We start from the raw sequence: 26,601 nt of genomic DNA, 5'->3' as shown, positions 1-26,601 counted from the left end.
AGCAAGACCCTTGGGGAAAACTGTCAGGCACAAAAAAGCCCGGCACTTGGCCGGGCTTCTGCTTCAGGGCTGGATGAATCAGGCCTTGAAGGTCTTGCCTTCGAACTGTTCGGCAACAAAGGCCCAGTTGACCAGGTTCCAGAACGCCTCGACGTACTTCGGACGCAGGTTGCGGTAGTCGATGTAGTAGGCGTGTTCCCAGACGTCGCAGGTCAGCAGCGGGGTGTCGCCGCTGGTCAGCGGGCAGCCGGCGCCGATGGTGCTGGCCAGGGCCAGGGAACCGTCAGCTTTCTTCACCAGCCAGCCCCAGCCGGAACCGAAGGTGCCGACCGAAGTCTTGGTGAACTCTTCCTTGAACTTGTCGAAGGAACCGAAAGCGGCGTTGATGGCGTCAGCCAGGGCGCCGGTCGGCTGGCCGCCGCCGTTTGGCGACAGGCAGTTCCAGTAGAAGGTGTGGTTCCAGACTTGAGCGGCGTTGTTGAAGATGCCGCCCGAAGAGGCCTTGACGATCTCTTCCAGGGTCTTGCCTTCGAATTCGGTGCCTGGGACCAGGTTGTTCAGGTTCACGACATAGGTGTTGTGGTGCTTGTCGTGGTGATACTCCAGGGTTTCCTTGGAGATGTGCGGCTGCAAGGCATCGTGGGCGTACGGCAGCGGCGGCAATTCAAAAGCCATGGTGGATCTCCTGATTCAGGTCTGTTTGCGGTTTGCGCAAGGCCGATCACGGGCGGCCCGATGTACGTCGGCGAGTTTGTACTCTTTGCGACGCAAGGGCTGGATCATAGCACCGGGCCCGACGCATAACCACGCAACAAAGATAGGGAATAGAGGTTCCAGAGCGGTCCGCAGCCGCCGACCGGCGGCCGTCAGGTGAAGATCAGCTGTGCGGCCACCGCGAACATCATCACCGCCACCATCAGGTCGAGCATCCGCCAGGTGGCCGGGCGGGCCAGCCATGGCGCCAGCCAGGCCGCACCGATCGCCAAGGTCGAGAACCACAGCAGCGACGCACTCGCTGCACCTGCCACATAAGCCCCAGGCGCTGTCTGCTGGGCCCCCAGCGAACCGATCAGCAGCACCGTGTCGAGGTACACGTGCGGGTTGAGCAAGGTAACCGCCAACGCGCTCAGCAATACCGCCTTGCGTGAGCGCATGCCCTGGCCTTCCTGATGCTGCAGGCTCTGCTTGGAAAACGCGCTGCGCAGGGCTTTGCTGCCGTACCAGATAAGGAATACCGCGCCGCCCCAGCGGGCGATGGCCAACAGCGTCGGGTTGTGCGCCAGCACCGTGGCCAGGCCGAATACCCCTGCCGCCACCAGGATTGCATCGCAGACGATGCACAGCGCGGCCACCGGCAAGTGATGCTCGCGGCGCAGGCTTTGGGCGAGAACGAAAGCGTTTTGTGCACCGATGGCCATGATCAGGCCGAAGGCCACCAGCATGCCGTTGAGATAGCTTTGCCACATGGCGAATGCTCCAGAGAAGATGCTGGATATTGTGGGGCGTGTGGTTGTATAAGAAAAACAAATAGCGCTGATCACTCATTAGGAAAATCGATGTTCGACTACAAGCTGCTGGCTGCCCTTGCGGCGGTGATCGAGCAAGGCGGTTTCGAACGTGCCGCACAGGTGCTGGGGCTGTCGCAGTCGGCCATTTCGCAGCGCGTCAAACTGCTCGAAGCGCGGGTCGGCCAGCCGGTGCTGGTACGTGCCACCCCGCCGAGCCCGACCGAAGTCGGCCGGCAGTTGCTCAACCATGTGCAGCAGGTGCGCCTGCTCGAGCGCGACCTGCAGCGTCAGGTGCCGGCGCTGGACGAGGAGGGTATGCCCGAGCGCCTGCGCATCGCCCTCAACGCCGACAGCCTGGCGACCTGGTGGGCTGGCGCGGTGGGGGCTTTCTGCGCCGAACATCAGTTGCTCACCGATCTGGTGGTGGAAGACCAGGAGGTCGGCCTCAAGCGCATGCGCGCCGGTGAAGTGGCGGCCTGCCTGTGTGGTAGCGAGCGGCCGGTGGCCGGCGCACGGAGCCTGCCGCTGGGCGCGATGCGCTATCGTGCGCTGGCCAGCCCAGGGTTCATGGCGCGTTATTTCCCGCAGGGGTTCGCGGCGCAGCGCCTGGCCCGCACGCCGGCCATCGTCTATGGGCCGGATGATTTCCTGCAGCACCGCTACCTGGCATCGCTGGGGATTCAGGACGGTTTCCTGCACCACCTGTGCCCGTCGTCCGAAGGATTTCTGCGCATGACCGAGGCAGGCCTGGGCTGGGGCCTGGTGCCCGAGCTGCAGGCCCGCGAGCAGTTGGCGAACGGCCAGTTGGTGGAAATCTGCAGCGATACCCCCATCGATGTACCGTTGTACTGGCATCATTGGCGCAACGGCGGGCACCTGCTCGCGCAACTGACCGATCATCTGCGGCATACGGCACAGCATTGGCTGGTGCCCTTGTAGCGGCGGCTGGCGTCTGTTGCATCTGAAATCAAGGCGGAGTCACACATGCAAATTCTGGTCACCGGCGCGAGCGGCTTCATTGGTGGGCGCTTTGCGCGCTTTGCCCTGGAGCAAGGCCTGGCTGTACGGGTCAGCGGCCGGCGTGCCGAGGGCGTGGAGCACCTGGTCAAGCGAGGCGCCCAGTTCATCCCTGGCGACCTGAGTGACCCTGAGCTGGCGCGGCGGCTGTGCCAGGGGGTCGAGGCCGTGGTGCATTGCGCCGGGGCTGTGGGTAACTGGGGGCGTTACCAGGACTTCTATCAGGGCAACGTGGTTGTCACGGAAAACGTCGTCGAGGGCTGCCTCAAGGAGCATGTTCGCCGCTTGGTGCATTTGTCATCGCCGTCGATCTATTTCAATGGGCGTTCGCGCCTGGGTATCCGTGAAGACCAGGTGCCGCGCCGCTTTCATGACCACTATGGGCAAACCAAACATATCGCTGAGCAGAAAGTCTTCGGTGCCCAGGAGTTCGGCCTGGAAGTGCTGGCGCTGCGCCCGCGATTTGTCACCGGCGCCGGTGATGCGAGTATCTTCCCGCGCTTGATGCAGATGCAGCGCAAGGGCCGTGTCGCGATCATCGGCAACGGCCTGAACAAGGTCGACTTCACCAGCGTGCACAACCTCAACGAGGCACTGCTCAGCGCGTTGTTCGCCGAAGACCGCGCGCTGGGCCAGGCCTACAACATCAGCAACGGCCAGCCGCTGCCGTTGTGGGACGTGGTCAACTACGTGATGCGCCAGATGCAACTGCCGCAGGTTACCCGCTACCGCGCCTATGGCCTGGCCTATAGCCTGGCGGCATTGAACGAGGCGGCCTGCATGCTCTGGCCGGGGCGCCCACAGCCGACCTTGTCGCGTACGGGCATGCAGGTGATGCGCCACGATTTCACCCTGGATATCAGCCGCGCCCGCCAATACCTGGATTACCAGCCCAAGGTCAGCCTGTGGACCGCGCTGGATGAATTCTGCGCCTGGTGGAAGCATCAACCGCTGGGTCAGTGAACCAGATCGGCAGATGATGGTCATCAGTGCGCCGCGCGAGCGGTTTATACTCATGCCTCTTTGCTACTACCGCGGTTGAAGCCACTTATGCGTAACGATGCCAACGACGATTTCGATGATGTGCCCACCTTGCGGGCGGGTACCCCCGATGACGACGAGTTGCTGCCCGCGCACGTCTCGCGCAGCCGTCAGAAGGCCGCCAAGCCGGCCAGCAACGGGGCCCTGTGGGCGTTGCTGGGGGCGTCGTTCATCGCTCTGGCGGGGCTGGGCTGGTGGAGTTTCCAGCAGATCTCGCTGATGGAGCAGCAACTGGTGGCCACCCAGGAAAGCTTTGCGCGCATCAGTGAAGAAGCCGCCGGGCGTTTGCAGGCGATCAGCGGCAAGGTCGATGCCAGCGAGTCGTCGAGCAGCACGGGCAGTGAAGCGCTGAAATTGCAGATCCGTCAGTTGCAGGCCAACCTGGCCGAGCAGGGCAAGCAGCAACAGGGTGTGGCGGGGCAGGCCGGTGACCTGGGCAAACGCCTGGAGCAGGTACTGGCCGATACCCGTGAGCAGCAGAAGGTGGTGACCGAGCTGCAGACGCAGTTGCAGGCGCAACTGAAGGCAGTGAACGGTGAGCTGGCGGCGCTCAAATCGGGGCAGGTTGACGGTGGCAAGCTCGATGGCCAACTTAAGAACTTGAACGATGAAGTGGCCGCACTGAAGAAGCAGGGCAACCAGAAGGCGGCAGTGGAAAGCCTGGAGCAGGATGTACTGGTGCTCAAGACCCAGATGGAAAACCGCACGGCGTCATCGAGCGGGGCGACGGTGCAGGAGTTCGATGCGTTCCGTGGGCAGACCACGCGCAACCTCAACACCTTGCAGAGCCAGATTCAGAACCTGCAGCAGCAGATCAATTCCCGCCCCTGAAAATGCGAGGGCCGCAGGCGACCCCCCACCATCGATTACAGGCGCGGATAGTCGATGTAGCCCACCGGCCCTTTGCCATAGAAAGTCTCCGGATGCGCCTCGTTCAGCGGTGCATCCGCCGCCAGCCGTGCCGGCAGATCTGGGTTGGCGATAAACGGCACACCAAATGCCACCGCATCCGCCTTCCCAGTCGCCAAAGCGGCAGTGGCACTGGCCTTGTCAAAGCGTTCGTTGACGATGTACGGCCCACCAAATGCCGCCTTGATCAGCGGGCCTATGCTGTCATCACCTTCCTTCTCCCGCGAGCAGATGAATGCGATGCCGCGCTTACCCAGTTCTCGCGCCACATAGGTAAAGGTCTCGGCGCGGTCGGCATCGCCCATGTCATGGGCATCGGCACGCGGCGCCAGGTGCACGCCGACGCGGCCTGCGCCCCACACTTCGATGGCCGCATCGGTCACTTCCAGCAGCAGCCGGGCACGGTTTTCAAGCGAGCCGCCGTAGCGGTCAGTGCGCTGATTGGTGCTGCTCTGCAGAAACTGATCGAGCAGGTAGCCGTTGGCGCCGTGGATTTCCACACCATCGAAACCGGCGGCCTTGGCGTTCTCGGCGCCGCTGCGGTAGGCCTCGACGATGTCGGCAATCTCTTCGGTTTCCAGTGCGCGCGGGGTCGGGTAGTCGCTCAGCGGGCGCACCAGGCTGACGTGGCCCTTGGCCTGGATCGCGCTGGGCGCCACCGGCAGTTCGCCATTGAGGTAGCTGGGGTGGGAGATACGGCCGACGTGCCACAGCTGCAGGAAAATGCGCCCGCCAGCGCCATGTACGGCCTGGGTGACGTTGTGCCAGCCACGCACTTGCTGGTCGTTCCAGATGCCGGGGGTGTCGGGGTAGCCGACGCCCATCGCGCTGACCGAGGTCGCTTCGCTGAGGATCAGGCCGGCGCTGGCACGTTGCACGTAATACTCGGCCATCAGTGCATTGGGCACGCGGCCTTCATCGGCGCGGCAGCGGGTCAGCGGGGCCATGATGATGCGGTTGGGCAGTTGCACATCACCCAGTTGGATCGGATCGAAAAGCGTGGTCATAACGGTTACCTGCCTTGTCAAAGTGCTTGGCGCAGTTGTTCGAGGAACGCCTCGATGGTGGCTTCGTTGCGTTTGAAGAAGTGCCACTGGCCGACCTTCTGGCTGCTGATCAGGCCGGCCCGCTGCAACGTGGCCAGGTGGGCGGAGACGGTCGACTGCGACAACCCGCAGCGCTGGTCGATCTGCCCGGCACACACACCGTTTTCGGTGCTGTGGTACTGGTCGGGGAATTGCATTGCCGGGTCTTTCAGCCAGCTGAGGATTTCTCGCCTGACCGGGTGGGCCAGTGCTTTTATGATTTCGTCGAGATCGAGTGGCATGGGATTGAGGCTCGTGCTGTAACGGTATATCGCGATAGGGCGAAACGTACATCGGTATTTCGCGATATACAAATATGAAGAGGTTCTGAGCTGAGCACGAATCGCTATATCGCGTTATAACGATATACGCGGTGGCGGTGCTAGACTGCATCCATGAACTACCTCGCACATCTGCACCTGGGCGGCCCGGCGCCGCAACAACTGTTTGGCAGCCTGTATGGCGACTTCGTCAAAGGCTCGCTGGAGGGGCGCTTCCCGCCTGTGCTAGAGGCAGCGATCCGGCTGCATCGGCATATCGACAGCTACACCGACCAACATCCGCTGGTGCTGGCAGCGCTGGCGCGTTTCCCGCGGGAGCGGCGGCGCTTTGCCGGGATCGTCCTGGACGTGTTTTTCGACCATTGCCTGGCGCGGCACTGGGGGGATTACGCCGAGCAGCCGCTGGTGCAGTTCACTGGGGATTTTTATCGGGTACTGCTGGCCGAACCGCAGCTGCCGGGGCGGCTGGCGCGGATTGCGCCGTTCATGGCGGCGGATGACTGGCTGGGGGCGTATGGCGATTTTGCCACGCTGGAGCAGGTGTTCAACGGCATTGCACGGCGGTTGTCGAGGCCGGAAGGGATGGCCGGAGTGATGGCTGAGCTGGAGCGGTTGTATGAGCCGTTGCTGGCGGATTTTCGCGAGTTCTATCCACAGCTGCAGGCGTTTGCGGCGGTGGAGCGCAGAGGGGCATGACGATGGAGCTCAGCGCCACAGACCATACAACCCCAACATCATGCTCAAGCAGCGCGCGCCTGGCGTCGAGGCACCCCCGCCTCTTCTTCAACCCCGAACAACGCCATGTGAATCGCCTGCTGCGCCTGAAATGCCAGCGCTGCACGTTCCTTCCCGATACTGCAAATTGGCTTGAGCAGGTGAATACAGACCACGCTCGGAGGCTCGGCAAATAAGCGCATCAGGTGCGAAACCAGGTCATCGTCGCCAATGAACGGCGCAATCGGGTCCGCCTCGCCATTGCGCAGGTACTGAATGGCCACCGGCTGCACCTCCACACCCTGTTCAATGGCACCGGCCAGCAGGCGGCCGTGGAAGGTACGCAACTGACGGCCGTCAGTGGTGGTGCCTTCGGGGAAGATCAGCAGCGGCCGGGCCTGGCCCAACTGCTCGCTGATCTGTTCGCGCAAGCGCTGGCCATCCCCACCGCCGCGGCGAATGAACAACGTGCCGGCCTTCTCCGCCAGCCACCCGGCCACCGGCCAGTGACGCACTTCGGCCTTGGACAGGAACGACAGCGGCAACAGCATGCCGAGCAGGGGAATGTCGGTCCAGGAAACGTGGTTGCTGACCCACAGCATCGGCCGTTGCGGCAGCGCGCCGATCACCCGCACCGCGAAGGGCAGGGCAGCGACCAGACGCTTCATGAACCAGCAGGACCAGCGCTGGCGAAGTTCGAGGGAGGTCTTTATCCCCAGGCGTTCGCCCACGGCGATGACGCCGGCCATGAGCATGCCCAGCGACAGCACCAGCAGCAGCCGCAAGAGGCGGGCGAGCACCCGCAGGCCAGGCATCAGACTGCTGCCTTGAAGTGGCGGGCGTAACGCGGGCAGAGGTCGTCGCGCTTGAGCAGGATGAACACGTCGGCCACCTGGAAGTCCTCGTCCCAACACGGCTCGCCGCAGATCTTCGCCCCGAGGCGCATGTAAGCCTTGAGCAGCGGCGGCATTTCGGCGATGACGTTGTTCGGCAGGGCCAGGCTGGGCAGCGGGTTCTTCGGTTCGGCACGCAGGTGCTCGGTGCACAGGTAGCGCTCGCGCAGGCGCTGCATGACTGCGTGGGCCTGCACGCCGCCGTCCTGCATGGGGATGCTGGCGCAGCCCATCAGGTAGCTGTAGCGGCCCTCGTTGAGGACTTCGGCCAGTTCGCCCCAGAGCACGGCGATGGTGCCGCCGTTGCGGTAGTCGGGGGCGACACAGGTGCGGCCCAGTTCGAGGATCGGGCCCTGCAGTTGCAGCAGGCCGTGCAGGCTGAATTCTTCTTCACTGTAGAAGCGCCCCAGGCTGCTGGCAGCCTGGTGGTCAAGCAGGCGGGTAGTGGCTACCAGCTCACCGGTACTCAGGTCGCGCACGCCGATGTGGCGGCAATGTACGTCGTAGTCATCCATGTCCAGGCCCAGTTCGGCGCCTTTGAGCTTGGCCTTGAATTCTGCGCTGAACACCTTGTAGCGCAGGGCCTGGGCTTCCTGCAGGGCCGTGGCGCCGACCAGGCGTTCGGCTTGCAGACGGCGTTCGGTGCTGTTGTCGCCAGCGTGAGCGATCCGAGTCATTACGAGTCTCCATAAGCCAGCCATGAAAGGTTGCGGCCGGTCGGCTTTGTTGTGCAAAGTCAGCCTAGGTAGGCGCGGTGTCACCCCTGTGAATGTTTGGTGATGCTTGCATGACACCCCAGAACAGCACCTTGAAGGAGCACCCGATGGCCTGGTTGCAACGACTCAACGACCCCCTCCGCCAGCCTCTGGCTGGCACCCTGGGCGAGACCTATGCCACGCAGCTCGAGCGCCTTGGCGCGGTTGCCCCGTTCGAACTGGCGGTGCTCGGCGGACGCGCCATGGCCACGCCGGGCCTGGCGTTTCTCGTCGGTTACCAGGCCGCCTTGCGCGTGCTCTGGCCCAGTGCGCCGTCCAGCCTTGGCGCGCTATGCGCCACCGAACGGCGCAGCGTGCGCCCAGCGGACATGCATACCCGGCTGGTCGGTCTGCGCCTGAACGGCAACAAGGACTTCGTCACCGCCGGCCTGGACGCCGAGTGGCTGCTGGTGGCCGCACGCAGTGAAGCGCTGGGTGAAGCACCGCGGCTGAACCTGGCAGTGGTCTATCCGGGGGAGGCCGGGGTGACGCTGGAAGCCTTGCCGACCCTGCCGTTGATGCCCGAGGTAGGACATGGTCGCCTGCACTTGCAGGACGCGGCCTGCGAGTTGCTGGCAGGTGATGGTTGGGACGCCTACGTCAAACCGTTCCGCTCGCTGGAGGATCTCTACGTGCTGGCGTCGCTGACCGCCTGGTTGTATGGGGTGGGGCAGGAGTGCGACTGGCCGCAAGAGCTGCGCCTGCGCTTGCTTGGATTGTTGGCGGGGTGTGCCGAGGGCAGTCGGCAATGCGCCGACAGCGTTGGCTGCCACCTGTTGCTGGGGGGCTTGTTCTCGCAGTTTCAGGAGCTGCGCGGGGCGATCGACAAGGCGCTGCTGGCAGGGCCGGAGCAGTGGGCGCAGTTGTGGCAGCGGGATCAAGGGGTGCTTGCGCTTGCTACTGCGGCGCGGGAAAAGCGCCTGGCCAAGGCCTGGGTGGCCGCAGGGCTGTCATGAAAGCCTGAGAAGCTGTGGGATCTTTTAGATCATGGGGCCGCTTCGCAGCCCTTTCAGGCCAGGACGATGAAAATACTGCTGCTGATCCTTGCATTGGCTGCGCGCCCAGCCTGGGCCGAAGTCTGGCCCGAACCGGACTGGCCTAGCGACAACACCGCCCTCGACTGGCAGGCCGTCGACGCTTACGCCTTCCAGGAACGCAACGCCAGCGAGCGCAGCGGGATCCGCACCGACGCCCTGCTGATCATCCGCGACGGGCGGATCCTCCACGAACGCTACAGCGCCCCCACCACCGCCAATACCGCCCACCTGACCTGGTCGGTCAGCAAGAGCGTGCTGGCCACCGTGCTGGGAGTTGCCCAAGGACAAGGGCACTTCCAGCTGCAGGACCCCGTCGCACGCTTCTACCCGCCCATGCAGGCTCACCCCGACGTTCACCTGGCCGATTTGCTGCACTGGGCAAGTGGCCTGGATTGGCAGGAGGACTATGAGTACGCACCACTGAAATCTGCGGTGGTGGCCATGCTTTATACCCGTGGGCGCAACGACATGGCGGCCTACACCGCAGCGCGCGCCCGCGCCGATAAGCCCGGCCAGCGCTTTCTCTATTCCAGCGGCGACAGCAATGTGCTGGCTGCCGCGTTGCGCGGGATGCTCGACGCCGGCGCTTATGCCGACTACCCCTGGCAGGCGCTGTTCACCCCGCTGGGCATCGACAGCGCAGTCTGGGAACGTGACGGCGCGGGCACCTTCGTTGGCTCGTCCTACCTCTATCTGAGTGCCCGGGATCTGGCGCGCATTGGCTTGCTGATGCAACGCGATGGCCGCTGGCGAGGTCGCCAGCTGTTGCCTGCGAGCTGGGTTGCCTTCAACCGCACACTGTTCACCCAGGCCGCGGCGATGCCCAGTGAGGCCAACCCGGGCGGCCACTGGTGGCTTAACCAACCATTGCCGGGAAGCCCTGCACCCTGGCCCGATGTCCCGACCGATACCTACGCCGCGCTCGGCCACTGGGGCCAGGCGCTGTACATCGTGCCGTCGCAGAAACTGCTGATCGTGCGCTATGCCGATGACCGCGACGCCAGCTACAACCACAACGAACTGCTCAAGCGGGTGCTGGCGGTGGTGGCCAAGGAGGACACATGAAGCGCGTGCTGTTGCTGGTGATCGTTGCCTTGCTCGGCTGGGCCTGGCTGGAGCGCCAGGCGTTGGCGGACTTCCCGGGCATCCTTTCGGCCTATTCGGCCAAGGAGTATTGCTCGTGCCGCTTCGTCATGGGCTTCGACGAAGCCTATTGCCGAGGGTATGTGAAGCAATGGCTGCCCCTGAGCAGGCTGGAGGAAGAAAGGTCGCAGCGACGCGTCATCGCCGAGGGCCTTGGCCAGCGTCGCCAGGCGGCCTGGCAGGGTGCGCAGGCGGGCTGCCGCTTGCTGCCTTGAAGGCGGGCGGGTAAGGTTGACGGTCAAGTTTCACGAGACCTGTCATGTTCAAGTTGCCCCGTCTTCTGCCTGCCCTGCTGCTGGCTTTGTGCTTGCCCGCCCACGCCAACTGGCACCTCGATGGCGAATCTTCACGCCTGTCGTTCGTCACCGGCAAAAACGGTGATACGGCCGAGGTGCATCGCTTTCTGGTACTGCACGGCAGCGTCAACAACAAGGGCACGGCCGCGCTGAGCATCGAGATGGACTCGGTGAGTAGCGGTATCCCACTGCGTGACGAGCAGATGCGCGACAACCTGTTCGAGGTGGAGCGCTTCGCTGAGGCGAGCGTAAAGGCGCAGATCGACTTGCGCCCCATCAATGACCTGGCCGATGGTGCGCAGATCGAATTGCGTCTGCCGCTGACCGTCACCCTGCATGGCCAGTCGCACAGCTACAACGCGCTGCTGCTGGCCACCCGTTTGGACCAGCGGCGCTTCCAGGTGGTGACCCTCGAACCCCTGGTGCTGAGAGCCTCGGACTTCGGACTGTTGCCAGGGCTGGAGAGCCTGCGCAAGTTCGCCAAGCTGAAATCCATCAACCCGTCGGTACCGGTCAATGCGGTACTGATCTTCAACGCCCGCTGACATGTCGGGGCCGGTTTTTCCCTGGCGGGATGGCAACCAATTCGAACTGCTGATCGACGGCCCTGACTTCTTTCCGCGCATGCTCCAGGCGATCCAGCGCGCTGAGCTCCAGGTCGATCTGGAGTTGTACCTGGTCGAGGCCGGTGCTTGTGCCGAAGCGGTAGTCGAGGCGCTGGAGCAGGCGGCACTGCGCGGGGTGCGCGTGCGGTGCCTGTTCGACGACTATGGCTCGTTGGCTTTCACGGTGGCGCTGCGCCAGCGACTGCAGGAGGCCGGGGTTTACCTGCGCTGGTACAACCGCCTGCGCTGGAAGCGCGGTTTTCGCAACCTGTACCGCGACCATCGCAAGCTGTTGCTGGTGGATGAACGCTGGGCGGTGGTGGGTGGCACTGGCGTCACCGATGAATTCTGGACGCCGGGTGAGGCGAGCAGCGAGTGGCATGAGGTGATGGTGCAGATGCAAGGGCCGGTGGTGACTGACTGGCAGTTGCTGTTCGACCGCCAGTGGCAAGCCAACAACCGCCGCACCGCCTGGCGCCCGGCCGAGGGTTTTGGCCTGCCGCGTTTACCCAAGGTGCCGGTGCAAGGCCAGGGCATGGGCCGGGTGGCCTATGCCGACGCCCGTCAGCACCAGGACATCCTGCATTCACTGGTACGGGCGATCAACAGCGGCAAGCAGCGGGTGTGGCTGGCCACGCCATACTTCCTGCCGACCTGGAGCGTGCGTCGGTCGCTGCGCCGGGCCGCCAGCAAAGGTGTCGACGTGCGGTTGCTGTTGACCGGGCCACGCACCGACCACCCTTCGGTGCGTTATGCCGGGCACCGTTACTACCCGCGCTTGCTGCGTGCCGGGGTGCGCATCTACGAGTACCAACCGTGTTTTCTGCACCTGAAGATGGTGCTGATCGATGACTGGGTCAGTGTCGGCTCCTGCAACTTCGACCACTGGAATCTGCGCTTCAACCTGGAAGCCAACATCGAGGCGCTTGACCCGCCGCTGACGGCTGCCGTTCAGGCCAGCTTCGAGCGTGATTTTGCCTTGAGCCAGGTGGTCGACCTTGATCATTGGCATGCCCGGCCGCTGTGGCGGCGGGTGAAGCAGCGCGTATGGGGCTGGCTGGACCGGCTGGTGGTCAACTTGCTCGACCGGCGCGACTGAGAGCGGCTATCGTGCAGTGACTGTCTCTAGGCAATCGAAGGAGTGAGTGCGATGACGGCGAAGAAGATTCTCATGCTGGTTGGCGACTATGTCGAAGATTACGAGGCCATGGTGCCGTTCCAGGCGCTGAGCATGGTCGGCCACACGGTGCATGCGGTGTGCCCGGAGAAGGTTGCGGGGCAAACCGTGCGCACGGCGATTCACGACTTTGAAGGCGAGCAGACCTACAGCGAGAAGCCTGGGCACAATTTTGCCCTGAACTACGATTTCGTGCGGGTACGGGCTGAGGGCTACGACGCGTTGCTGATCCCCGGTGGCCGAGCGCCGGAGTACCTGCGCCTGGATGAGAAAGTGCTGGACCTGGTGCGCGCGTTCGACCAAGCCGGCAAGCCGATTGCGGCTGTGTGCCATGGCGCGCAGCTGCTGGCGGCGGCTGGCGTGCTGGAAGGGCGTGAGTGCAGTGCGTATCCGGCCTGTGCGCCGGAGGTGCGCCTGGCCGGGGGCACGTTCATCGACATCGCGGTGGACCAGGCGCATGTCGACGGCAACCTGGTGACCGCCCCCGCATGGCCGGCGCACCCGGCCTGGTTGGCGGCCTTCCTCAAGGTGCTTGGCACCCGTATCGCCTGACAAGCGCGGTCAACTTGTGGGAGCGGGCGCGCCCGCGAAGAATCCAGCGCGGTGCATGGCACCGGCTGCGCCGGTGTTCGCGGGCCCGCCCGCTCCCACAGAGACCGTTTAGGTTCACGCCACCTGTTCGACCCAGTCATTGAGGTTGTAGTAGTTGGGTTGATGTCGTGAATCACGTCTTCGCTGAGCAGTGCCAGGGAGGCTGGCATGTCGCCGGCATTGAAGGCGGCGTAGTAAGCATTTACCAGCTCGGTAGCGGTCATGGAACAATACCTGTCGTGTAGGGAAAAGGCGGCGTGCTGGCTCGGATGATAGGGTTTCCCCTCAAGCCCGGCTTAGCCGAGCGCGTCATCCACATCGACAAAACGACCGCCAAGCATGGAAATACGCCTGTTGCACGGCGCCGCTATCGCGCCTTACATCGATGACCTCGCTCGCCTGCGCCTGACCGTGTTTCGCGAGTTTCCCTATCTCTACGACGGCACCCCGGAGTACGAGGTGGACCACCTGGCCCGCTACACCCGCTCCGGGCGCAGCCTGGTGGTGCTGGCCCTGGACGACGGCCAGGTGGTCGGCGCTTCTACCGGCTTGCCGCTGGTGGATGTAGCCCCGGAGTTTCAGCAGCCTTTCCTGGCCCAGGGGCGCGACCCGGCCAGCGTCTACTACTTCGGTGGGTCGCTGGTATTGCCGGAGTACCGTGGCCGCGGGCTGGGCGTGCGCTTCTTCATTGAGCGCGAGTCCTATGCCCACAAACTGGCCGAGTTCGACTTTTGCGCGTTCTGCGCCGTGGAGCGCCCGGGTGTGCATCCGCGCCGGCCTGTGGACTACAAACCGCTGCATGGCTTCTGGCGCAATCGCGGCTTTCTGCATGAGCCATCCCTGCGCACGCGCTATGCCTGGCGAGACCTCGACGAGCAGGACAGCTCGGAAAAGATCATGTCGTTCTGGACCAAGGAACTGCCGATCTGATCCGCCTCGCGGCCTGCCAGTGGCTGGTGTGTGAGATGGATTATGAGGTAGTGCGGGGGGGCAGCAGGAAGGGCAGGTGTTTACCCGCAGGGACTGGCCGGAGCAGTTTGAAAGATTCCTGAAAACAGCAGCGGCGCCACTCGGGCGCCGCTGCTGTTACATCAGGTTTACTTCACTTCAACTGCCAGGCTCTGGGCAATCTTGCTCTGCCACAGGGCAGGGCCAGTGATGTGCACCGACTCACCGTTGCTGTCGACAGCGACGGTCACCGGCATGTCCTTGACCTCGAACTCGTAGATCGCTTCCATGCCCAGCTCGGCGAAGGCCAGGACCTTCGACTTGCGGATGGCCTGGGCCACCAGGTAGGCAGCGCCGCCCACAGCCATGAGGTACACGGCCTTGTTGTCCTTGATCGCTTCGATCGCGGTCGGGCCACGCTCGGACTTGCCGATCATGCCCAGCAGGCCGGTCTGCTCGAGGATCTGGCGGGTGAACTTGTCCATGCGGGTGGCGGTGGTCGGGCCGGCTGGGCCTACCACTTCGTCACCGACCGGGTCGACCGGGCCGACGTAGTAGATGAAGCGGCCTTTGAGGTCGACCGGCAGTTCTTCACCGCGGTTGAGCATTTCGACCATGCGCTTGTGCGCAGCGTCGCGACCGGTGAGCATCTTGCCGTTGAGCAGGATGGTCTCGCCCGGCTTCCAGCTGGCGACTTCTTCCGGAGTGATGTCGTCGAGGTTGACGCGACGGGCGCTCGGGCCGGCTTCCCAGACGATTTCCGGGTAGGCGTCCAGCGACGGCGCTTCAAGCTCGGCCGGGCCGTTGCCGTCGAGCACGAAGTGGGCGTGACGGGTAGCGGCGCAGTTCGGGATCATGCACACCGGCAAGGAGGCGGCATGAGTCGGGTAGTCCATGATCTTGACGTCGAGCACGGTGGTCAGGCCGCCGAGGCCCTGGGCGCCGATGCCCAGCTGGTTGACCTTGTCGAACAGCTCCAGGCGGATCTCTTCGAGGCGGTTCTGCGGGCCACGGGCTTTCAGTTCGTGGATGTCGATGGACTCCATCAACACTTCCTTGGCCATCACCGCGGCCTTCTCGGCGGTACCACCGATGCCGATGCCGAGCATGCCAGGCGGGCACCAGCCAGCGCCCATGGTCGGGACGGTCTTCAGCACCCAGTCGACGATCGAGTCGGACGGGTTGAGCATGGCCATCTTCGACTTGTTCTCCGAACCGCCGCCTTTGGCTGCAACGTCGACTTCGACCTTGTCGCCCGGGACGATGGAGTAGTGGATGACGGCCGGGGTGTTGTCCTTGGTGTTCTTGCGGGCACCGGCCGGGTCGGCCAGGATCGAGGCGCGCAGGACGTTTTCAGGCAGGTTGTAGGCGCGACGCACACCTTCGTTGATCATGTCGTCGACACTCATGGTGGCGCCGTCCCAGCGCACATCCATGCCCACGCGGATGAACACGGTGACGATACCGGTGTCCTGGCAGATCGGGCGGTGGCCGGTGGCGCACATCCGCGAGTTGATCAGGATCTGGGCGATCGAATCGCGTGCAGCAGGCGACTCTTCACGCAGGTAGGCTTCGTGCATCGCCTGGATGAAATCGACGGGGTGGTAGTACGAGATGAATTGCAGGGCGTCGGCGACGCTCTGAATCAGGTCGTCTTGCTTGATCACGGTCATGCAGCGCGCTCCTCTTAAAGACGGGAACATTCAAAAAGACGCTCGACGGTGCCGACCAGCGTGTCGAAGCGCCTTGCAAGGCGCCGGCAGGTCAGGCCGACGGAAAAAGGCGCGGCAGTATACCGCGCCTCACTGCGCGAAACACCTGCGCGTGGTCCGGACCATGGTCGGCAGCTGGCAGGCATCCTTTTTGCTGCCAATGCGCGCTTGGCATACAGTGACCCGGTGATCGATGGAGAAAGACTTACCATGCCTGAACTTTGCGTGGGCGCGCGCCGCTGGAAGGTGCCGACCGGCAGCAACCTGCTTGATGCCCTTAACGAGGCCGGGCTGAATGTGCCCTATAGCTGCCGAGCCGGCAGTTGCCACGCCTGCCTGGTGCATTGCCTGGAAGGGCAGCCAGCGGACGCCTTGCCCGAGGCCCTGGCGCTGGACAAGTATGCCCTGGGCTGGCGCCTGGCCTGCCAGTGCCGGGTGGTCGAGGACTTGCACGTGGCAGTGTTCGACCCGCAGCAGGATGGCGTGCCGGCGCGGGTGTGTGCGGCGGACTGGTCTGGCGATGTGCTGCGCTTGCGGCTGCGCCCCGAACGGGCATTGCGTTATCAGGCGGGGCAGCATGTGGTGCTGTGGCTGGGGGCGATAGCCCGGCCTTATTCCTTGGCAAGCCTGCCGGGGGAGGATGACTTCCTCGAGTTTCATGTTGATTGCCAGCGCCCGGGCGCCTTTTGCGACAAGGCACGTGGGCTGCAAGTGGGTGATGAATTGCGCCTGGGTGAGCTGCGCGGCGGAGTACTGCACTATGACCCGGACTGGCACACGCGGCCGCTCTGGCTTTTGGCCGCGGGCACCGGGCTGGCACCGTTGTGGGGCATTTTGCGCGAAGCATTGCGCCAGGGGCATCAAGGGGAGATTCGGGTGGTGCATGTGGCGCGGGACAGCGCTGGGCACTATCTGGCTGAATCACTGATGCAACTGGAGGGTGTGACGGTCGAGCTGGTGCTGGCGGAGCATATGGAGGAAGCGCTAGCGGGGATGCGGCCGTCATCGCGGCAGACGGTGGCGCTGGTGTGTGGGGCGTCGGGGAGCGTCGAGCGGTTTGCCCGGCGGCTGTTTATTGCCGGGGTGCCGCGGGGGCAGGTGTTTGCTGATGTATTCGTCGAGCATGCTTGAGTGAGCTGGGAGGGCTTTGCCCTCCTTTCGCGACACAAGGCCGCTCCTACAGGGAAATGCGATCACCTGTAGGAGCGGCCTTGTGTCGCGAAAGGGCCGCAAAGCGGCCCCGGGAGGCTATCAGCCGATCAGCGGATCACCGACGTGCAGGATCTTCATGCCGTTGGTACCACCGATGGTGTGGTAGCTGTCACCCTTGGTCAGGATCACCCAGTCACCTTGCTCCACCAGGCCGCGCTTGAGCAGCTCGTCGACGGCTGCCTGGCTGACCTTGTCGGCCGGCAGCGAAGCCGGGTCGAAGGCGATCGGGTAGACGCCGCGGAACATGTTGGCACGGGCCTGGGTGGCGCGGTGCGGCGACAGTGCGAAGATCGGCACGTGCGAACGCAGGCGCGACATGATCAGCGGGGTGTAGCCGCTTTCGGTCAAGGCGATGATCGCCTTCACGCCCGGGAAGTGGTTGGCGGTGTACATCGCTGCCAGGGCAATGCTTTCGTCGCAGCGCTCGAAGGTGGTGTGCAGGCGGTGGCTGGACTTCTGGCTGGTCGGGTGCTTCTCGGCACCGGAGCAGATACGGGCCATGGCCTGTACGGCTTCGATCGGGTAGGCACCGGCGGCGCTTTCGGCCGACAGCATCACCGCATCGGTGTTGTCGAGCACGGCGTTGGCCACGTCGGACACTTCGGCGCGGGTCGGCATCGGGTTCTGGATCATCGACTCCATCATCTGGGTCGCCACGATCACCGCTTTGTTGTTGCGGCGGGCGTGCTGGATGATCTTCTTCTGGATGGCGATCAGCTCGGCGTCACCGATTTCCACGCCCAGGTCGCCACGGGCAACCATTACGGCGTCGGAGGCTGCGATCAGCTTGTCCAGCGTCTCGTCGTCGGCTACGGCCTCGGCACGTTCGATCTTGGCTACCAGCCAGGCGCTGCCGCCGGACTCGTCACGCAGCTTGCGCGCGTATTCCATGTCGCTGGCGTCACGCGGGAAGGAGACGGCCAGGTAGTCCAGGTCCATTTCCGCAGCCAGCTTGATGTCGGCCTTGTCTTTTTCGGTCAGGGCAGGTGCGGTCAGGCCGCCACCTTTGCGGTTGATGCCTTTATGGTCCGACAGCGGGCCACCGATGATCACCACGCAGTGCAGGGCGTCTGCGGTGGCGGTCTCGACGCGCATGACCACACGGCCGTCGTCGAGCAGCAGTTCGTCACCAACGCCGCAGTCCTTGACCAGGTCGGGATAGTCGATACCGACGATGTCCTGGTTGCCTTCGGTCAGCGGGTGGGCGGTAGAGAAGGTGAACTTGTCACCGATCTTCAGTTCGATGCGCTTGTTGGCGAACTTGGCGATGCGGATCTTAGGACCCTGCAGGTCACCCAGCAGTGCGACATGGCGGCCGTTCTTGGCGGCGATGTCACGGATCAGGCGCGCGCGCGCCTTGTGCTCGTCCGGAGTGCCGTGGGAGAAGTTCAGGCGTGCCACGTCCAGGCCGGCGAGGATCAGCTGTTCGATCACTTCCGGCGAGTTGCTGGCGGGGCCAAGGGTGGCAACGATTTTGGTACGGCGGATGCTCATGCACAGACTCCTATAGTGAAGCGCAGCGAAAGGCTACTCCTCAATTGCGCTGTAGTCATTGTTCCGTTGCACTACCTGCGACCAATGCAGGGTGGCATTTGAACGGGCCGGAGTATCCTTGCAAATGGCTGTGAAGATTTGCCGGCAATGGCCGATACACTGGCATCAAAGGAGATACCCCATGCGCGCCCTGATCGTAATCGCCCTGGCGGCCAGCACCCTCGGCTGCACCCGCTGGTCCATGGACCACCACCTGAACAACGCTTACCGCGCCTATGACCGTGGCGATTGCTCGAAGGTCATGCTGGAGCTGTCGCAGGTCGACCGCACCAGCCGTGCGCGGCCGTTCATCCACCCGGAAGTGTCGCTGCTGCGTGGCCAGTGCCTGGAGCGCGACAAGCTATATGTGGATGCCGCGCAGACTTACGAATACCTGATCCAGCAGTACCCGGGCAATGAATACGCCTATCGGGCCAAGGCGCGTCTGGAAACCCTGCAGAAGCTTGGGCATTACCGGGGTGCGGAAGCGGCGGTGGCCAACCCGGTGAATACCCCCACTTGGCGTTAACACCAAGGTGTCGTTAATTTCACGGGATTTGCCTGGTGCGCTGCGCTAACCTGTAACTCAGCTGTTACAACAACCGCCAGTACCTTGCATTCCTGGCATCAGGTACGGGACTGCACTCGCGATCATGTTCATCAAGCGCCATATCGAACGCCATCAGTTGCCTTGTGTACTCAAGGTCTACAACCGCTTTACCGATCAGCCGATCGGGCAACTGGGTAATGCCTCCGAAGACGGGATCATGCTGATCAGTTCGCTGCCTGTGCTGGTCGGGCCGGATTTCGAACTGCAATTGCGCCTGCCGCTGGCCGGGGGCGGGTTTCAGTTCATCAACCTGACCGCCAGTTGCCTCTGGTGCTGCGAAGATCAGACCCCGGGCCACTACGATTCCGGCTTCATGCTGCTGCAGGCGCCGCGCGAGTACGATGAATTCGTCCGCTCGCTGCGCGACTATTTCAGTTTCCATCCCGCCAACGCTTCCGCCTGAGCCTGGCTCCGCTAGAATCGGGTCGACCTCGAAACAGGACGACCCCGTGACTACCAGCATTTTCTGGCACGACTACGAAACCACTGGCATCAACCCGCGCTGCGACCGGCCGCTGCAGGTCGCTGGTGTGCGCACCGATCTCGAACTCAACGAGATCGAAGAACCGATCAGCCTTTATTGCCGCCCTTCGGACGATATTCTGCCGCACCCGGCCGCCTGCCTGGTCACCGGTATCACCCCCGAGCAACTCGCCAACCAAGGCCTGTGCGAAGCCGAATTCATGACTCGGGTCCACGAGCAGCTGGCGCGGCCCGGCACCTGTAGTGCCGGCTATAACACCTTGCGCTTCGACGACGAGGTGACCCGCTATAGCCTCTACCGCAACTTCTTCGACCCTTACGGCCGTGAGTGGCAAGGCGGCAACAGCCGCTGGGACTTGATCGATGTTGTGCGCACCGCTTATGCCTTGCGCCCGGAAGGCATCGTCTGGCCGCAGCAGGATGGGCGCACCAGCCTGCGCCTGGAACTGCTCAGCCAAGCCAATGGCATCGACCATGGGCATGCCCATGAAGCGCTTTCCGACGTACGGGCAACGATTGCCCTGGCGCGCCTGATAAGGCAGAAACAACCCAAGTTGTACGAGTGGCTGTTCCAATTGCGCAGCAAGCACAAAGTGATGGAACAGATCCGTTTATTGCAGCCGCTGGTGCATATATCCGGGCGCTTTTCCGCAGCACGTAATTATCTGGGTGTGGTCCTGCCATTGGCCTGGCACCCGCGTAATCGCAATGCACTGATTGTGTGCGACCTGGCTCAGGAAACCCTACCGTTAATAAGGGAAACTGCCGAGGTGCTGCGTGAGCGTTTGTACACACGGCGTGAGGAATTATCTGAAGGACAATTACCGGTCCCACTCAAGTTGGTGCAGATCAACCGCTGTCCGGTAGTCGCGCCGCTCTCGGTATTGCGCCCAGCGGATCAGCAACGTCTGGGTATTGATCTGGCATTGATGCAATCACGCGCTGAACAGTTGGCGAATCAACAGTCTGAATGGCAAGACAAGCTTGAGCTTATCTACGGCGAGGCAGAATTTGCGGCGGTTGAAGACCCGGAACAGCAGTTGTATGACGGTTTCATCGGGAACCGCGACCGCCGCCTGTGCGAACAAGTTCGCACGCTGGACCCCGCGCAGTTAGGGCTCGGCCATTGGATGTTCGATGATCCCCGCCTGCCGGAGTTGTTGTTCCGTTACCGCGCGCGGAACTTCCCAGAGACCTTGAACAGCGAAGAGCGCCAGCGCTGGTTTGGTTTCTGCCAGCAGCGCTTGAGTGACCCGCAATGGGGGGCACCGAACACGCTGGGTGATTTCGAGCAGGCCAGGCTGGATGCCTGGGCCAAAGCAGACGAGGCCGGGCGACGGGTGCTGGACGCCTGGCAGGTGCATGCCAGCAACTTGCGCGAGCAGTTTGCTATCAACCTTTGAATACGTAAACAAAAACGCCGGCTTTATGCCGGCGTTCTTGTTTGTAAGGGCAGAGCGTTGCGGTGGACAATCAGTCCAGCAGGGTTGCCCAGCTTTCAACCACATCACCACCCCATTTGGCTTTCCATTCTTTCAGGGTCTTGTGGTTGCCGCCTTTGGTTTCGATCACTTCACCGTTGTGCGGGTTCTTGTATTGCTTGACCTTGCGCGCACGCTTGGTGGCGACGGTTTTGACTGCGCCACGTGGGGCTTTGCTCAGTTTGGATTCTGGGTCGAGCAGGGCAATCACGTCGCGCAGCGACTTGGAGTATTCGCCCATCAGCGCGCGCAATTTACCTTCGAACTCCAGTTCAGTCTTGAGCTTGTCATCCTGCGACAGGTTGGCCAGGCGGGCCTGAAGTTCCTTGATGGCTTCTTCGGTAGCGCGGTATTCGTTGATCAGGGACATGGAGTGTTCCTTAATGCGTGTTCAGAATGTGTGGGGCAATAATAGTCAGGCGGTACTCTCAAGTAAACATATTATTGGGCACTTAACTGTTATTAGCCCTGTGACAAAATATCTCAAGATTAAGAAAAATTTACATAGCGCCCCGCAGTTCGTCCTGATTGTCACGGGGCTGTAGTAGCCGGGCTGACACCCTGCGTCGCTCCGGCCTGTGGCTACCGACGGGCGCAATGATTACTGCGTTTTTCTGGTCGGGCCGCTAGAATGAGCGCCTTTGCGAAGTTCTGGAGTCTTAATTCATGCGCACCTATCGTCTGGTGATCGCCTGCCCCGACCGTGTTGGCATCGTGGCGAAAGTCAGTAATTTCCTGGCCTTGTACAATGGCTGGATCAATGAAGCCAGCCACCACTCCGATGAGCAGAGCGGCTGGTTCTTCATGCGCCATGAAATCCGTGCCGAATCGCTGCCATTTGGTATCGAGGCGTTCCGCGAAGCCTTCGCGCCGATCGCCGAAGAGTTCTCCATGACCTGGCGCATCACCGACTCGGCGCAAAAGAAGCGTGTGGTGCTGATGGCCAGCCGCGAATCGCACTGCCTGGCCGACCTGCTGCACCGCTGGCACACCGATGAACTGGATTGCGATATCCCTTGTGTGATTTCCAACCATAACGACCTGCGCAGCATGGTCGAGTGGCACGGCATTCCGTTCTTCCACGTGCCGGTCGACCCCAAGGACAAGGCCCCGGCCTTTGCCGAGGTGTCGCGCCTGGTGCAGGAGCACGCGGCTGACGTGGTGGTGCTGGCGCGCTACATGCAGATCCTGCCGCCGCAGCTGTGCCAGGACTATGCCGAGAAGGTCATCAACATCCACCACAGCTTCCTGCCGTCGTTCGTCGGCGCCAAGCCGTACCACCAGGCGGCCCTGCGTGGCGTGAAGCTGATCGGTGCGACCTGCCACTACGTGACCGAAGAGCTGGACGCCGGCCCGATCATCGAGCAGGACGTGGTGCGTGTGAGTCACGCCGACAGTATCGAAGACATGGTCCGCTTTGGCCGCGACGTCGAGAAGATGGTGCTGGCCCGCGGCCTGCGCTATCACCTGGAAGACCGCGTGCTGGTACATGGCAACAAGACCGTGGTATTCGACTGATACTGCATGGGGCGCAAAGCGCCCCTTTTGCCGGGAGTGAAGATGGCCAAGCGTAACCAGCCCACCGCCTCATCCCCGCCCACCCTGGGCGAAGGCTGCCTGGCCCGCTACGACCCCGAAGCGCTGAGCGACGACGACGGCACCGACTTCCCCGATGCCGCCCGATTGTGGCGCCAGCTCAACCCGCCTGTCGCCGCCAGCGCTCCAGCAACGGACGCGCCAGCAGGCAGACAAACACCGGCCCACCCGCCAGCAGATAAAAGTAGTAAGTAATCGCTCGCCAGATCAGGATCGCCGCTGCGGCTGTCGAACTGCCGACCAGCGGTGTCAGCAGGCTTGCCGAGGTCAGCTCGGCGGCGCCGGCGCCACCCGGCAACAGGCTGAATTGCCCGGCACTGAGCGATAACATCTGCACCAGGAAGCTCGGGATCCACGACAGCTCCACCCCCAAGCCTTGCAGCACTAGATACAGCACGCTGTAGCGCAGGCTCCAGTGCAGGCAGGTGAGGGTGAAGACCAGCGCCAAGGTGCGCTTGGGCAGCTGCCAGGTCTGCGCCAAAGCCTCGATGAAATGCAGTACCTTGCGTGCCCAGCGGCGTCTGCGTTTGCCAGGCATGCCCAGGCGCTTGAGCACCCGCCCGTTGAAGCGCATCACCGCACGCCGGTATCGCAACAGCACGACGATCATGGCCAAGGCTGCGCACAACAACAATGCGCTGCCCAGCAGCATGCTTTCCTGGCTGCGGCCAAGGCTGTGGAACAGGGCATAGCCGGCAATCGCCAGCATCGCGCAGAAGAAGAACAGCAAGTCGTTCAACTGATCCATGGCAAATACCGCACCGCTGCGGGCCGGCCCGATGCGGTCCCGGGCGAGCAGGGCCATGAGGGTGATGGGCCCGCCGCTGCCACCTGGGGTGGTGCAGATGGCAAACTCGGTGGCCATGACCACGCCGAGGCTGCGCACACGGCCCAACTGCGCCGCTTGTCGACCGAGCAGCAGGCGCAGGCGCATGGCATTGATCACCCAGCACAGCAGGATCATGCCCAGCAGTGCCAGCAACAGCCCGGTGTCGAAGGCCATCAGCCTGGGCATCAGCTCGTTGCCACCCAACAGCGCCGGCACCAGCAGGGCGCCCACCAGTGCCAGGGCCAGCCAGCCGAGGCGGCTCATGCGATCACCTGACGCTCCAGCCAGGCCGATTTGGTCAATGGCTCGCGGCCTTGTAGCAGCAAGTTGTCGAGGGTGCGCAGCCAGTAGTTGCGGGATGAGCGGTGGCGCATGTCCACCGGGTGCAAGCCCAGGCGCAGGGTTTCGGCTGTATGCCAGCGCCGGCGTTGCCAGTCGCAGACCATCCTCGACAGCCCCCGGCGCCAGGTGCTGCGTGCGCTCCATACCAGCCCTGGTGCCTCGAATGCGGTGAAGTCCGGCAAGCGATAAAGGTGCTGGGGCGTGCTGGTGTAGCGCAGCGGCAGCTGGGCAAGGGCCTGCCGGGTGCCTTGGCTCATCAGCCAGGCCGGGGCGACGAAACCGGCCACCGGCCAGCCTTGCCCGGCGAACAGGGACAGGCCTTGCTCCAGGCGTTGCAGGGCTTGGGCCTGGTCGAGGGCATAGAACTCGCCTTCGTGGGTGTAGATACGCCGCATGAAATATTCGCCGAGGTTGCGCGGTGCGGGCCCGTCGTCGGCGTGGTAGAAACCGTGCAGCGCCAGTTCATCGCCCCGCGCCAGGCGCCGCTCCAGCAGGCGGCAGAAGGTCGGGGAGCGGGTCAGCGGGTTGCGGTGATGAAAGTCAGGGACCACCAGCCAGGTCATCGGCACGTTGCCCATCTCGTCCACAGCCTGCACGAACGGCTGGTAGTCAGGCCAGGTTTCGGGTGCGACATCGTGCAGCACCAGCATCAGGCTGCCAGGGTCTTTGCCGGGCTCAGCCATGGGCGCGCACCTGCGGTTGGTGGCCGAGCACGGCCTGGTAGTGCTGCAGCAGGCCAGCCACCACGTTGTCCCATGAATAATGCTGTTCCACATGCTGGCGGGCCTGGGCGCCGAGCTTGCGCACCCCAACCTCGAACGCTTCACGCACCGACACGGCCATGGCCTTGCCATCGTTGGCGGGGCACAGCCGCCCGCAGTGTTCGTTGACGATTTCACCGAAAGCTCCGGCGCGTACCGCGACCACCGGGGTGGCGCTGGCCATGGCTTCGAGGATGACCAAGCCGAAGGTTTCCTGGTCGCCCGCGTGCACCAGCAGGTCGGCGCTGGCGACCAGGCGGGCGACTTCCTGCGGCGGTCGGAACTGGTCAATGACGCTGACATTCTCGGGCACGTTGGCCGGCATGTTCGAGCCGACCAGCAACAGGTGATAAGGGCGCCCCAGGTGCTTGATACATTCGAGCAGTACCGGCAGGTTCTTTTCGCGTGAACCGCGCCCGGCATAGATGAGCAGGCGGCTGGTATCGGCGATGCCGAGCTGAGCCCGCAGCTGCGGGTCGCGACGGTCGGGGTGGAACGTCTGCAGATCGACGCCCAGGCGCTGCACATGCACGTCACGCACGCCCAGGCGGCGCAGCTTGTCGGCCATCACCAGGCTCGGCGCCAGCACCCGGTCAAAATTGCCATACAGCTTGCTGACATAGGCCTCGACATTGGGTGTAAACCAGTTGCCCATGCGATTGCTTACCAGCAGTGGCAGGTCGGAGTGGTAGAAGCCGATCACCGGCACGTCGAGCTGGCGCCGGGCCTCCAGCGCGGCCCAGGCGGTGAGGTAGGGGTCGCCCACTTCGATCAGGTCGGGCTTGAGGTGACGCAGCACGTTGCACCAAGGGGCCAGGCGCACCGGGAAGCGGTAACCTTTGCCGAACGGCAGGGGCGGTGCGGGAACCTGGTAGATGCCATCGGCATGGCTGGCACTGGCACCGGGGATCAGGAGGCTGTGGCGTACGCCCGGGAGGGCGTCGAGGCGGTGGTGTTTGGCATCGAGGTACGTCCGCACACCGCCGCTGGCCGGGGCGTAGAACATGGTGATGTCGGCGATGTGCACGATCAGCATCCCTCCAGGATCGTCTTCGGGTGTGTCATCTGGCAATGACGCGCCTAAAGGTTGACCTACCTGAAGGATAGTTTGTTCGATCGAGGTTGGGCGGGAGGGCAGTGCGGGATTCTACGCAGCACAAGCCGCTTCCACAGGGATTTCCACAATCCTGTAGGAGCGGCTTTAGCCGCGAAGCAGGCGACGCGGTCTGATGATCAGATACGGAAGCTGCCGACCAGGTGTTTCAGGCGGGTGGCCTGCTGCTCCAGGTCCGAGCAGGCGCGCAGGGTGGCCTGCAGGTTCTCGACACCTTCCTGGTTGAGCATGTTGATCTCGTTGATGTCCATGTTGATCGAGTCGACCACGGCGGTCTGCTCCTCGGTGGCGGTGGCCACCGACTGGTTCATGCCGTCAATTTCGCCGATGCGCACGGTCACGCTGTCCAGGCGCTCGCCGGCCTGGTTGGCGATCTGCATGCTGTCCTGGCTGTGGCGCTGGCTCTGGCCCATGGTGTCGACCGACTCGCGGGCACCGACCTGCAGCTCTTCGATCATGGTCTGCACCTGCTGCGCCGACTCCTGGGTGCGGTGCGCCAGGTTGCGGACCTCGTCGGCGACCACGGCAAAACCACGCCCGGCTTCACCCGCGCGGGCCGCTTCGATCGCAGCGTTGAGCGCCAGCAGGTTGGTCTGCTGGGAAATGCTGGTGATCACTTCGAGGATCTGACCGATGTTCACGGTCTTGCTGTTGAGCGTCTCGATGTGCGCGCTCGAGGTGACGATCAGGTCGGACAGGCGGTTCATTGCAGCGATGTTGCGCTCCACCACCTGCTGACCTTCTTCGGCCAGCAGGCGCGCTGAACTGGCGTGCTGCGAGGCCTGGGCGGCATTGCCGGCGATTTCCTGGGCGGCGGCGCCGAGTTCATTGATGGCCGCGGCGACACTGTTGGTGCGGTTGGACTGTTCGTCGGAATTGGCCATCGACGAGTTCGAAGCGCTGATCACGCGCAGGGCCACTTCGTTGA

28 protein-coding genes and 3 pseudogenes are annotated in these 26,601 nt (G+C 63.4%); 17 read left to right on the top strand and 14 right to left on the bottom strand.

Annotated elements, in window-relative coordinates:
- Positions 1-78: 78 nt before the first annotated feature.
- Positions 79-675, bottom strand: coding sequence for a superoxide dismutase (locus APH28_RS08525; protein ID WP_060508514.1), 597 nt, complete (start codon positions 673-675; stop codon positions 79-81).
- A gap of 191 nt (positions 676-866) precedes the next feature.
- On the bottom strand, positions 867-1,466 hold the full coding sequence (locus APH28_RS08520) for a LysE/ArgO family amino acid transporter (RefSeq protein WP_060508513.1): 600 nt from the start codon (positions 1,464-1,466) through the stop codon (positions 867-869).
- Positions 1,467-1,556: 90 nt separating this feature from the next.
- Between APH28_RS08520 and APH28_RS08515 the strand changes: the two genes are divergently transcribed.
- From APH28_RS08515 to APH28_RS08505, 3 genes are all read left to right on the top strand, one after another.
- Positions 1,557-2,447, top strand: a complete 891-nt coding sequence (locus APH28_RS08515) for a LysR family transcriptional regulator ArgP (protein ID WP_060508512.1) — start codon at positions 1,557-1,559, stop codon at positions 2,445-2,447.
- A gap of 45 nt (positions 2,448-2,492) precedes the next feature.
- Entirely contained in the window at positions 2,493-3,488 is a 996-nt protein-coding gene (locus tag APH28_RS08510; protein ID WP_060508511.1) for an NAD(P)-dependent oxidoreductase, read from the top strand.
- Positions 3,489-3,575: 87 nt separating this feature from the next.
- Positions 3,576-4,397, top strand: coding sequence for a hypothetical protein (locus tag APH28_RS08505; RefSeq protein WP_060508510.1), 822 nt, complete (start codon positions 3,576-3,578; stop codon positions 4,395-4,397).
- A gap of 35 nt (positions 4,398-4,432) precedes the next feature.
- Here the strand turns inward: APH28_RS08505 and APH28_RS08500 are convergent, their stop codons facing one another.
- Both APH28_RS08500 and APH28_RS08495 read right to left on the bottom strand, forming a co-directional pair.
- A complete protein-coding gene (locus tag APH28_RS08500) occupies positions 4,433-5,482 on the bottom strand; it encodes an alkene reductase (RefSeq protein ID WP_060508509.1) in 1,050 nt (349 codons plus the stop codon).
- A gap of 17 nt (positions 5,483-5,499) precedes the next feature.
- Positions 5,500-5,802, bottom strand: coding sequence for a helix-turn-helix transcriptional regulator (locus APH28_RS08495; RefSeq protein WP_060508508.1), 303 nt, complete (start codon positions 5,800-5,802; stop codon positions 5,500-5,502).
- A 153-nt stretch (positions 5,803-5,955) separates the two neighbouring features.
- Between APH28_RS08495 and APH28_RS08490 the strand changes: the two genes are divergently transcribed.
- Positions 5,956-6,537, top strand: coding sequence for an ACP phosphodiesterase (locus tag APH28_RS08490; protein WP_060508507.1), 582 nt, complete (start codon positions 5,956-5,958; stop codon positions 6,535-6,537).
- Between the two features lie 44 nt (positions 6,538-6,581).
- On the opposite strand, the gene APH28_RS08485 is transcribed toward APH28_RS08490, so the two are convergent.
- Both APH28_RS08485 and olsB read right to left on the bottom strand, forming a co-directional pair.
- The gene (locus APH28_RS08485; protein WP_060508506.1) at positions 6,582-7,370 is read right to left on the bottom strand and encodes a lysophospholipid acyltransferase family protein; all 789 of its coding nucleotides are present in this window, start codon (positions 7,368-7,370) and stop codon (positions 6,582-6,584) included.
- On the bottom strand, positions 7,370-8,125 hold the full coding sequence (gene olsB / locus APH28_RS08480; RefSeq protein ID WP_060484070.1) for an L-ornithine N(alpha)-acyltransferase: 756 nt from the start codon (positions 8,123-8,125) through the stop codon (positions 7,370-7,372). The genes APH28_RS08485 and olsB overlap by 1 nt, the downstream gene beginning before the upstream one ends.
- Positions 8,126-8,271: 146 nt before the next feature.
- Between olsB and APH28_RS08475 the strand changes: the two genes are divergently transcribed.
- The 6 genes from APH28_RS08475 to APH28_RS08450 all read left to right on the top strand — a co-directional run bounded on the left by APH28_RS08475 (position 8,272) and on the right by APH28_RS08450 (position 13,013).
- On the top strand, positions 8,272-9,159 hold the full coding sequence (locus tag APH28_RS08475) for an acyl-CoA dehydrogenase (RefSeq protein WP_060508505.1): 888 nt from the start codon (positions 8,272-8,274) through the stop codon (positions 9,157-9,159).
- A gap of 66 nt (positions 9,160-9,225) precedes the next feature.
- On the top strand, positions 9,226-10,305 hold the full coding sequence (locus APH28_RS08470; protein ID WP_060508504.1) for a serine hydrolase: 1,080 nt from the start codon (positions 9,226-9,228) through the stop codon (positions 10,303-10,305).
- Positions 10,302-10,598: a hypothetical protein gene (locus APH28_RS08465; RefSeq protein ID WP_060508503.1), complete on the top strand. Its 297-nt coding sequence runs from the start codon at positions 10,302-10,304 to the stop codon at positions 10,596-10,598. The genes APH28_RS08470 and APH28_RS08465 overlap by 4 nt, the downstream gene beginning before the upstream one ends.
- A gap of 44 nt (positions 10,599-10,642) precedes the next feature.
- Complete coding sequence (locus tag APH28_RS08460) at positions 10,643-11,224, top strand: YceI family protein (protein WP_060508502.1); 582 nt, start codon at positions 10,643-10,645, stop codon at positions 11,222-11,224.
- A 1-nt stretch (position 11,225) separates the two neighbouring features.
- Positions 11,226-12,383, top strand: a complete 1,158-nt coding sequence (locus APH28_RS08455) for a phosphatidylserine/phosphatidylglycerophosphate/cardiolipin synthase family protein (protein ID WP_060508501.1) — start codon at positions 11,226-11,228, stop codon at positions 12,381-12,383.
- A gap of 51 nt (positions 12,384-12,434) precedes the next feature.
- Complete coding sequence (locus tag APH28_RS08450) at positions 12,435-13,013, top strand: DJ-1/PfpI family protein (protein WP_060508500.1); 579 nt, start codon at positions 12,435-12,437, stop codon at positions 13,011-13,013.
- 158 nt (positions 13,014-13,171) lie between these two features.
- Here APH28_RS08450 and APH28_RS27995 read toward each other — a convergent pair.
- Positions 13,172-13,276 (bottom strand): annotated as a pseudogene (locus tag APH28_RS27995) (isopropylmalate/homocitrate/citramalate synthase); the annotation flags it as partial.
- A gap of 115 nt (positions 13,277-13,391) precedes the next feature.
- Between APH28_RS27995 and APH28_RS08445 the strand changes: the two are divergent.
- Both APH28_RS08445 and APH28_RS29120 read left to right on the top strand, forming a co-directional pair.
- A complete protein-coding gene (locus tag APH28_RS08445; RefSeq protein WP_060508499.1) occupies positions 13,392-13,982 on the top strand; it encodes a GNAT family N-acetyltransferase in 591 nt (196 codons plus the stop codon).
- 8 nt (positions 13,983-13,990) lie between these two features.
- A pseudogene (locus APH28_RS29120) lies at positions 13,991-14,103 on the top strand (amidohydrolase); the annotation flags it as partial.
- A 46-nt stretch (positions 14,104-14,149) separates the two neighbouring features.
- Here the strand turns inward: APH28_RS29120 and APH28_RS08440 are convergent.
- Complete coding sequence (locus tag APH28_RS08440; protein WP_060508498.1) at positions 14,150-15,673, bottom strand: fumarate hydratase; 1,524 nt, start codon at positions 15,671-15,673, stop codon at positions 14,150-14,152.
- 249 nt (positions 15,674-15,922) lie between these two features.
- Between APH28_RS08440 and APH28_RS08435 the strand changes: the two genes are divergently transcribed.
- Positions 15,923-16,843, top strand: a complete 921-nt coding sequence (locus APH28_RS08435; protein ID WP_060508497.1) for an iron-sulfur-binding ferredoxin reductase — start codon at positions 15,923-15,925, stop codon at positions 16,841-16,843.
- A gap of 120 nt (positions 16,844-16,963) precedes the next feature.
- On the opposite strand, the gene pyk is transcribed toward APH28_RS08435, so the two are convergent.
- Entirely contained in the window at positions 16,964-18,418 is a 1,455-nt protein-coding gene (pyk, locus tag APH28_RS08430; RefSeq protein ID WP_060508496.1) for a pyruvate kinase, read from the bottom strand.
- Between the two features lie 181 nt (positions 18,419-18,599).
- Here pyk and APH28_RS08425 point away from each other — a divergent pair, with 181 nt between their 5' ends.
- From APH28_RS08425 to sbcB, 3 genes are all read left to right on the top strand, one after another.
- The gene (locus tag APH28_RS08425) at positions 18,600-18,986 is read left to right on the top strand and encodes a hypothetical protein (protein ID WP_060508495.1); all 387 of its coding nucleotides are present in this window, start codon (positions 18,600-18,602) and stop codon (positions 18,984-18,986) included.
- A 124-nt stretch (positions 18,987-19,110) separates the two neighbouring features.
- Positions 19,111-19,470, top strand: coding sequence for a PilZ domain-containing protein (locus APH28_RS08420; protein WP_060508494.1), 360 nt, complete (start codon positions 19,111-19,113; stop codon positions 19,468-19,470).
- A gap of 46 nt (positions 19,471-19,516) precedes the next feature.
- Positions 19,517-20,953, top strand: coding sequence for an exodeoxyribonuclease I (sbcB, locus tag APH28_RS08415; RefSeq protein WP_060508493.1), 1,437 nt, complete (start codon positions 19,517-19,519; stop codon positions 20,951-20,953).
- Positions 20,954-21,023: 70 nt separating this feature from the next.
- Here the strand turns inward: sbcB and mvaT are convergent, their stop codons facing one another.
- Entirely contained in the window at positions 21,024-21,401 is a 378-nt protein-coding gene (mvaT, locus tag APH28_RS08410) for a histone-like nucleoid-structuring protein MvaT (protein WP_060508492.1), read from the bottom strand.
- A gap of 296 nt (positions 21,402-21,697) precedes the next feature.
- Here mvaT and purU point away from each other — a divergent pair, with 296 nt between their 5' ends.
- Positions 21,698-22,549 carry a formyltetrahydrofolate deformylase gene (gene purU / locus APH28_RS08405; RefSeq protein ID WP_060508491.1) on the top strand — a complete coding sequence of 284 codons (852 nt, stop codon included), beginning with the start codon at positions 21,698-21,700 and terminating at the stop codon, positions 22,547-22,549.
- A 178-nt stretch (positions 22,550-22,727) separates the two neighbouring features.
- Here purU and APH28_RS08400 read toward each other — a convergent pair whose 3' ends face one another.
- The 4 genes and pseudogenes from APH28_RS08400 to APH28_RS29450 all read right to left on the bottom strand — a co-directional run.
- On the bottom strand, positions 22,728-23,720 hold the full coding sequence (locus APH28_RS08400) for a lysylphosphatidylglycerol synthase transmembrane domain-containing protein (protein WP_060508490.1): 993 nt from the start codon (positions 23,718-23,720) through the stop codon (positions 22,728-22,730).
- Complete coding sequence (locus APH28_RS08395; RefSeq protein ID WP_060508489.1) at positions 23,717-24,481, bottom strand: DUF2334 domain-containing protein; 765 nt, start codon at positions 24,479-24,481, stop codon at positions 23,717-23,719. Before APH28_RS08395 ends, APH28_RS08400 begins: the two co-directional genes overlap by 4 nt.
- The gene (locus APH28_RS08390) at positions 24,474-25,595 is read right to left on the bottom strand and encodes a glycosyltransferase family 1 protein (RefSeq protein ID WP_060508488.1); all 1,122 of its coding nucleotides are present in this window, start codon (positions 25,593-25,595) and stop codon (positions 24,474-24,476) included. The genes APH28_RS08395 and APH28_RS08390 overlap by 8 nt, the downstream gene beginning before the upstream one ends.
- Before the next feature lie 197 nt (positions 25,596-25,792).
- Positions 25,793-26,389, bottom strand: a pseudogene (locus APH28_RS29450) (methyl-accepting chemotaxis protein); the annotation flags it as partial.
- Positions 26,390-26,601 lie beyond the last annotated feature (212 nt).

This window comes from Pseudomonas sp. NBRC 111124 (genome assembly GCF_001320245.1).
Lineage (GTDB): Bacteria > Pseudomonadota > Gammaproteobacteria > Pseudomonadales > Pseudomonadaceae > Aquipseudomonas.
The sequence above is the reverse complement of the archived record's forward strand: the minus strand, read 5'-3'. Positions and strand labels throughout refer to the sequence as shown.

Bases quoted from the DNA above. Each gene is read 5' to 3' on its own strand.
- APH28_RS08525 (WP_060508514.1), bottom strand. From the start codon at position 675: ATGGCTTTTGAATTGCCGCCGCTGCCGTACGCCCACGATGCCTTGCAG.
- APH28_RS08520 (WP_060508513.1), bottom strand. From the start codon at position 1,466: ATGTGGCAAAGCTATCTCAACGGCATGCTGGTGGCCTTCGGCCTGATC.
- APH28_RS08515 (WP_060508512.1), top strand. From the start codon at position 1,557: ATGTTCGACTACAAGCTGCTGGCTGCCCTTGCGGCGGTGATCGAGCAA.
- APH28_RS08510 (WP_060508511.1), top strand. From the start codon at position 2,493: ATGCAAATTCTGGTCACCGGCGCGAGCGGCTTCATTGGTGGGCGCTTT.
- APH28_RS08505 (WP_060508510.1), top strand. From the start codon at position 3,576: ATGCGTAACGATGCCAACGACGATTTCGATGATGTGCCCACCTTGCGG.
- APH28_RS08500 (WP_060508509.1), bottom strand. From the start codon at position 5,482: ATGACCACGCTTTTCGATCCGATCCAACTGGGTGATGTGCAACTGCCC.
- APH28_RS08495 (WP_060508508.1), bottom strand. From the start codon at position 5,802: ATGCCACTCGATCTCGACGAAATCATAAAAGCACTGGCCCACCCGGTC.
- APH28_RS08490 (WP_060508507.1), top strand. From the start codon at position 5,956: ATGAACTACCTCGCACATCTGCACCTGGGCGGCCCGGCGCCGCAACAA.
- APH28_RS08485 (WP_060508506.1), bottom strand. From the start codon at position 7,370: ATGCCTGGCCTGCGGGTGCTCGCCCGCCTCTTGCGGCTGCTGCTGGTG.
- olsB (WP_060484070.1), bottom strand. From the start codon at position 8,125: ATGACTCGGATCGCTCACGCTGGCGACAACAGCACCGAACGCCGTCTG.
- APH28_RS08475 (WP_060508505.1), top strand. From the start codon at position 8,272: ATGGCCTGGTTGCAACGACTCAACGACCCCCTCCGCCAGCCTCTGGCT.
- APH28_RS08470 (WP_060508504.1), top strand. From the start codon at position 9,226: ATGAAAATACTGCTGCTGATCCTTGCATTGGCTGCGCGCCCAGCCTGG.
- APH28_RS08465 (WP_060508503.1), top strand. From the start codon at position 10,302: ATGAAGCGCGTGCTGTTGCTGGTGATCGTTGCCTTGCTCGGCTGGGCC.
- APH28_RS08460 (WP_060508502.1), top strand. From the start codon at position 10,643: ATGTTCAAGTTGCCCCGTCTTCTGCCTGCCCTGCTGCTGGCTTTGTGC.
- APH28_RS08455 (WP_060508501.1), top strand. From the start codon at position 11,226: ATGTCGGGGCCGGTTTTTCCCTGGCGGGATGGCAACCAATTCGAACTG.
- APH28_RS08450 (WP_060508500.1), top strand. From the start codon at position 12,435: ATGACGGCGAAGAAGATTCTCATGCTGGTTGGCGACTATGTCGAAGAT.
- APH28_RS08445 (WP_060508499.1), top strand. From the start codon at position 13,392: ATGGAAATACGCCTGTTGCACGGCGCCGCTATCGCGCCTTACATCGAT.
- APH28_RS08440 (WP_060508498.1), bottom strand. From the start codon at position 15,673: ATGACCGTGATCAAGCAAGACGACCTGATTCAGAGCGTCGCCGACGCC.
- APH28_RS08435 (WP_060508497.1), top strand. From the start codon at position 15,923: ATGCCTGAACTTTGCGTGGGCGCGCGCCGCTGGAAGGTGCCGACCGGC.
- pyk (WP_060508496.1), bottom strand. From the start codon at position 18,418: ATGAGCATCCGCCGTACCAAAATCGTTGCCACCCTTGGCCCCGCCAGC.
- APH28_RS08425 (WP_060508495.1), top strand. From the start codon at position 18,600: ATGCGCGCCCTGATCGTAATCGCCCTGGCGGCCAGCACCCTCGGCTGC.
- APH28_RS08420 (WP_060508494.1), top strand. From the start codon at position 19,111: ATGTTCATCAAGCGCCATATCGAACGCCATCAGTTGCCTTGTGTACTC.
- mvaT (WP_060508492.1), bottom strand. From the start codon at position 21,401: ATGTCCCTGATCAACGAATACCGCGCTACCGAAGAAGCCATCAAGGAA.
- purU (WP_060508491.1), top strand. From the start codon at position 21,698: ATGCGCACCTATCGTCTGGTGATCGCCTGCCCCGACCGTGTTGGCATC.
- APH28_RS08400 (WP_060508490.1), bottom strand. From the start codon at position 23,720: ATGAGCCGCCTCGGCTGGCTGGCCCTGGCACTGGTGGGCGCCCTGCTG.
- APH28_RS08395 (WP_060508489.1), bottom strand. From the start codon at position 24,481: ATGGCTGAGCCCGGCAAAGACCCTGGCAGCCTGATGCTGGTGCTGCAC.
- APH28_RS08390 (WP_060508488.1), bottom strand. From the start codon at position 25,595: ATGCTGATCGTGCACATCGCCGACATCACCATGTTCTACGCCCCGGCC.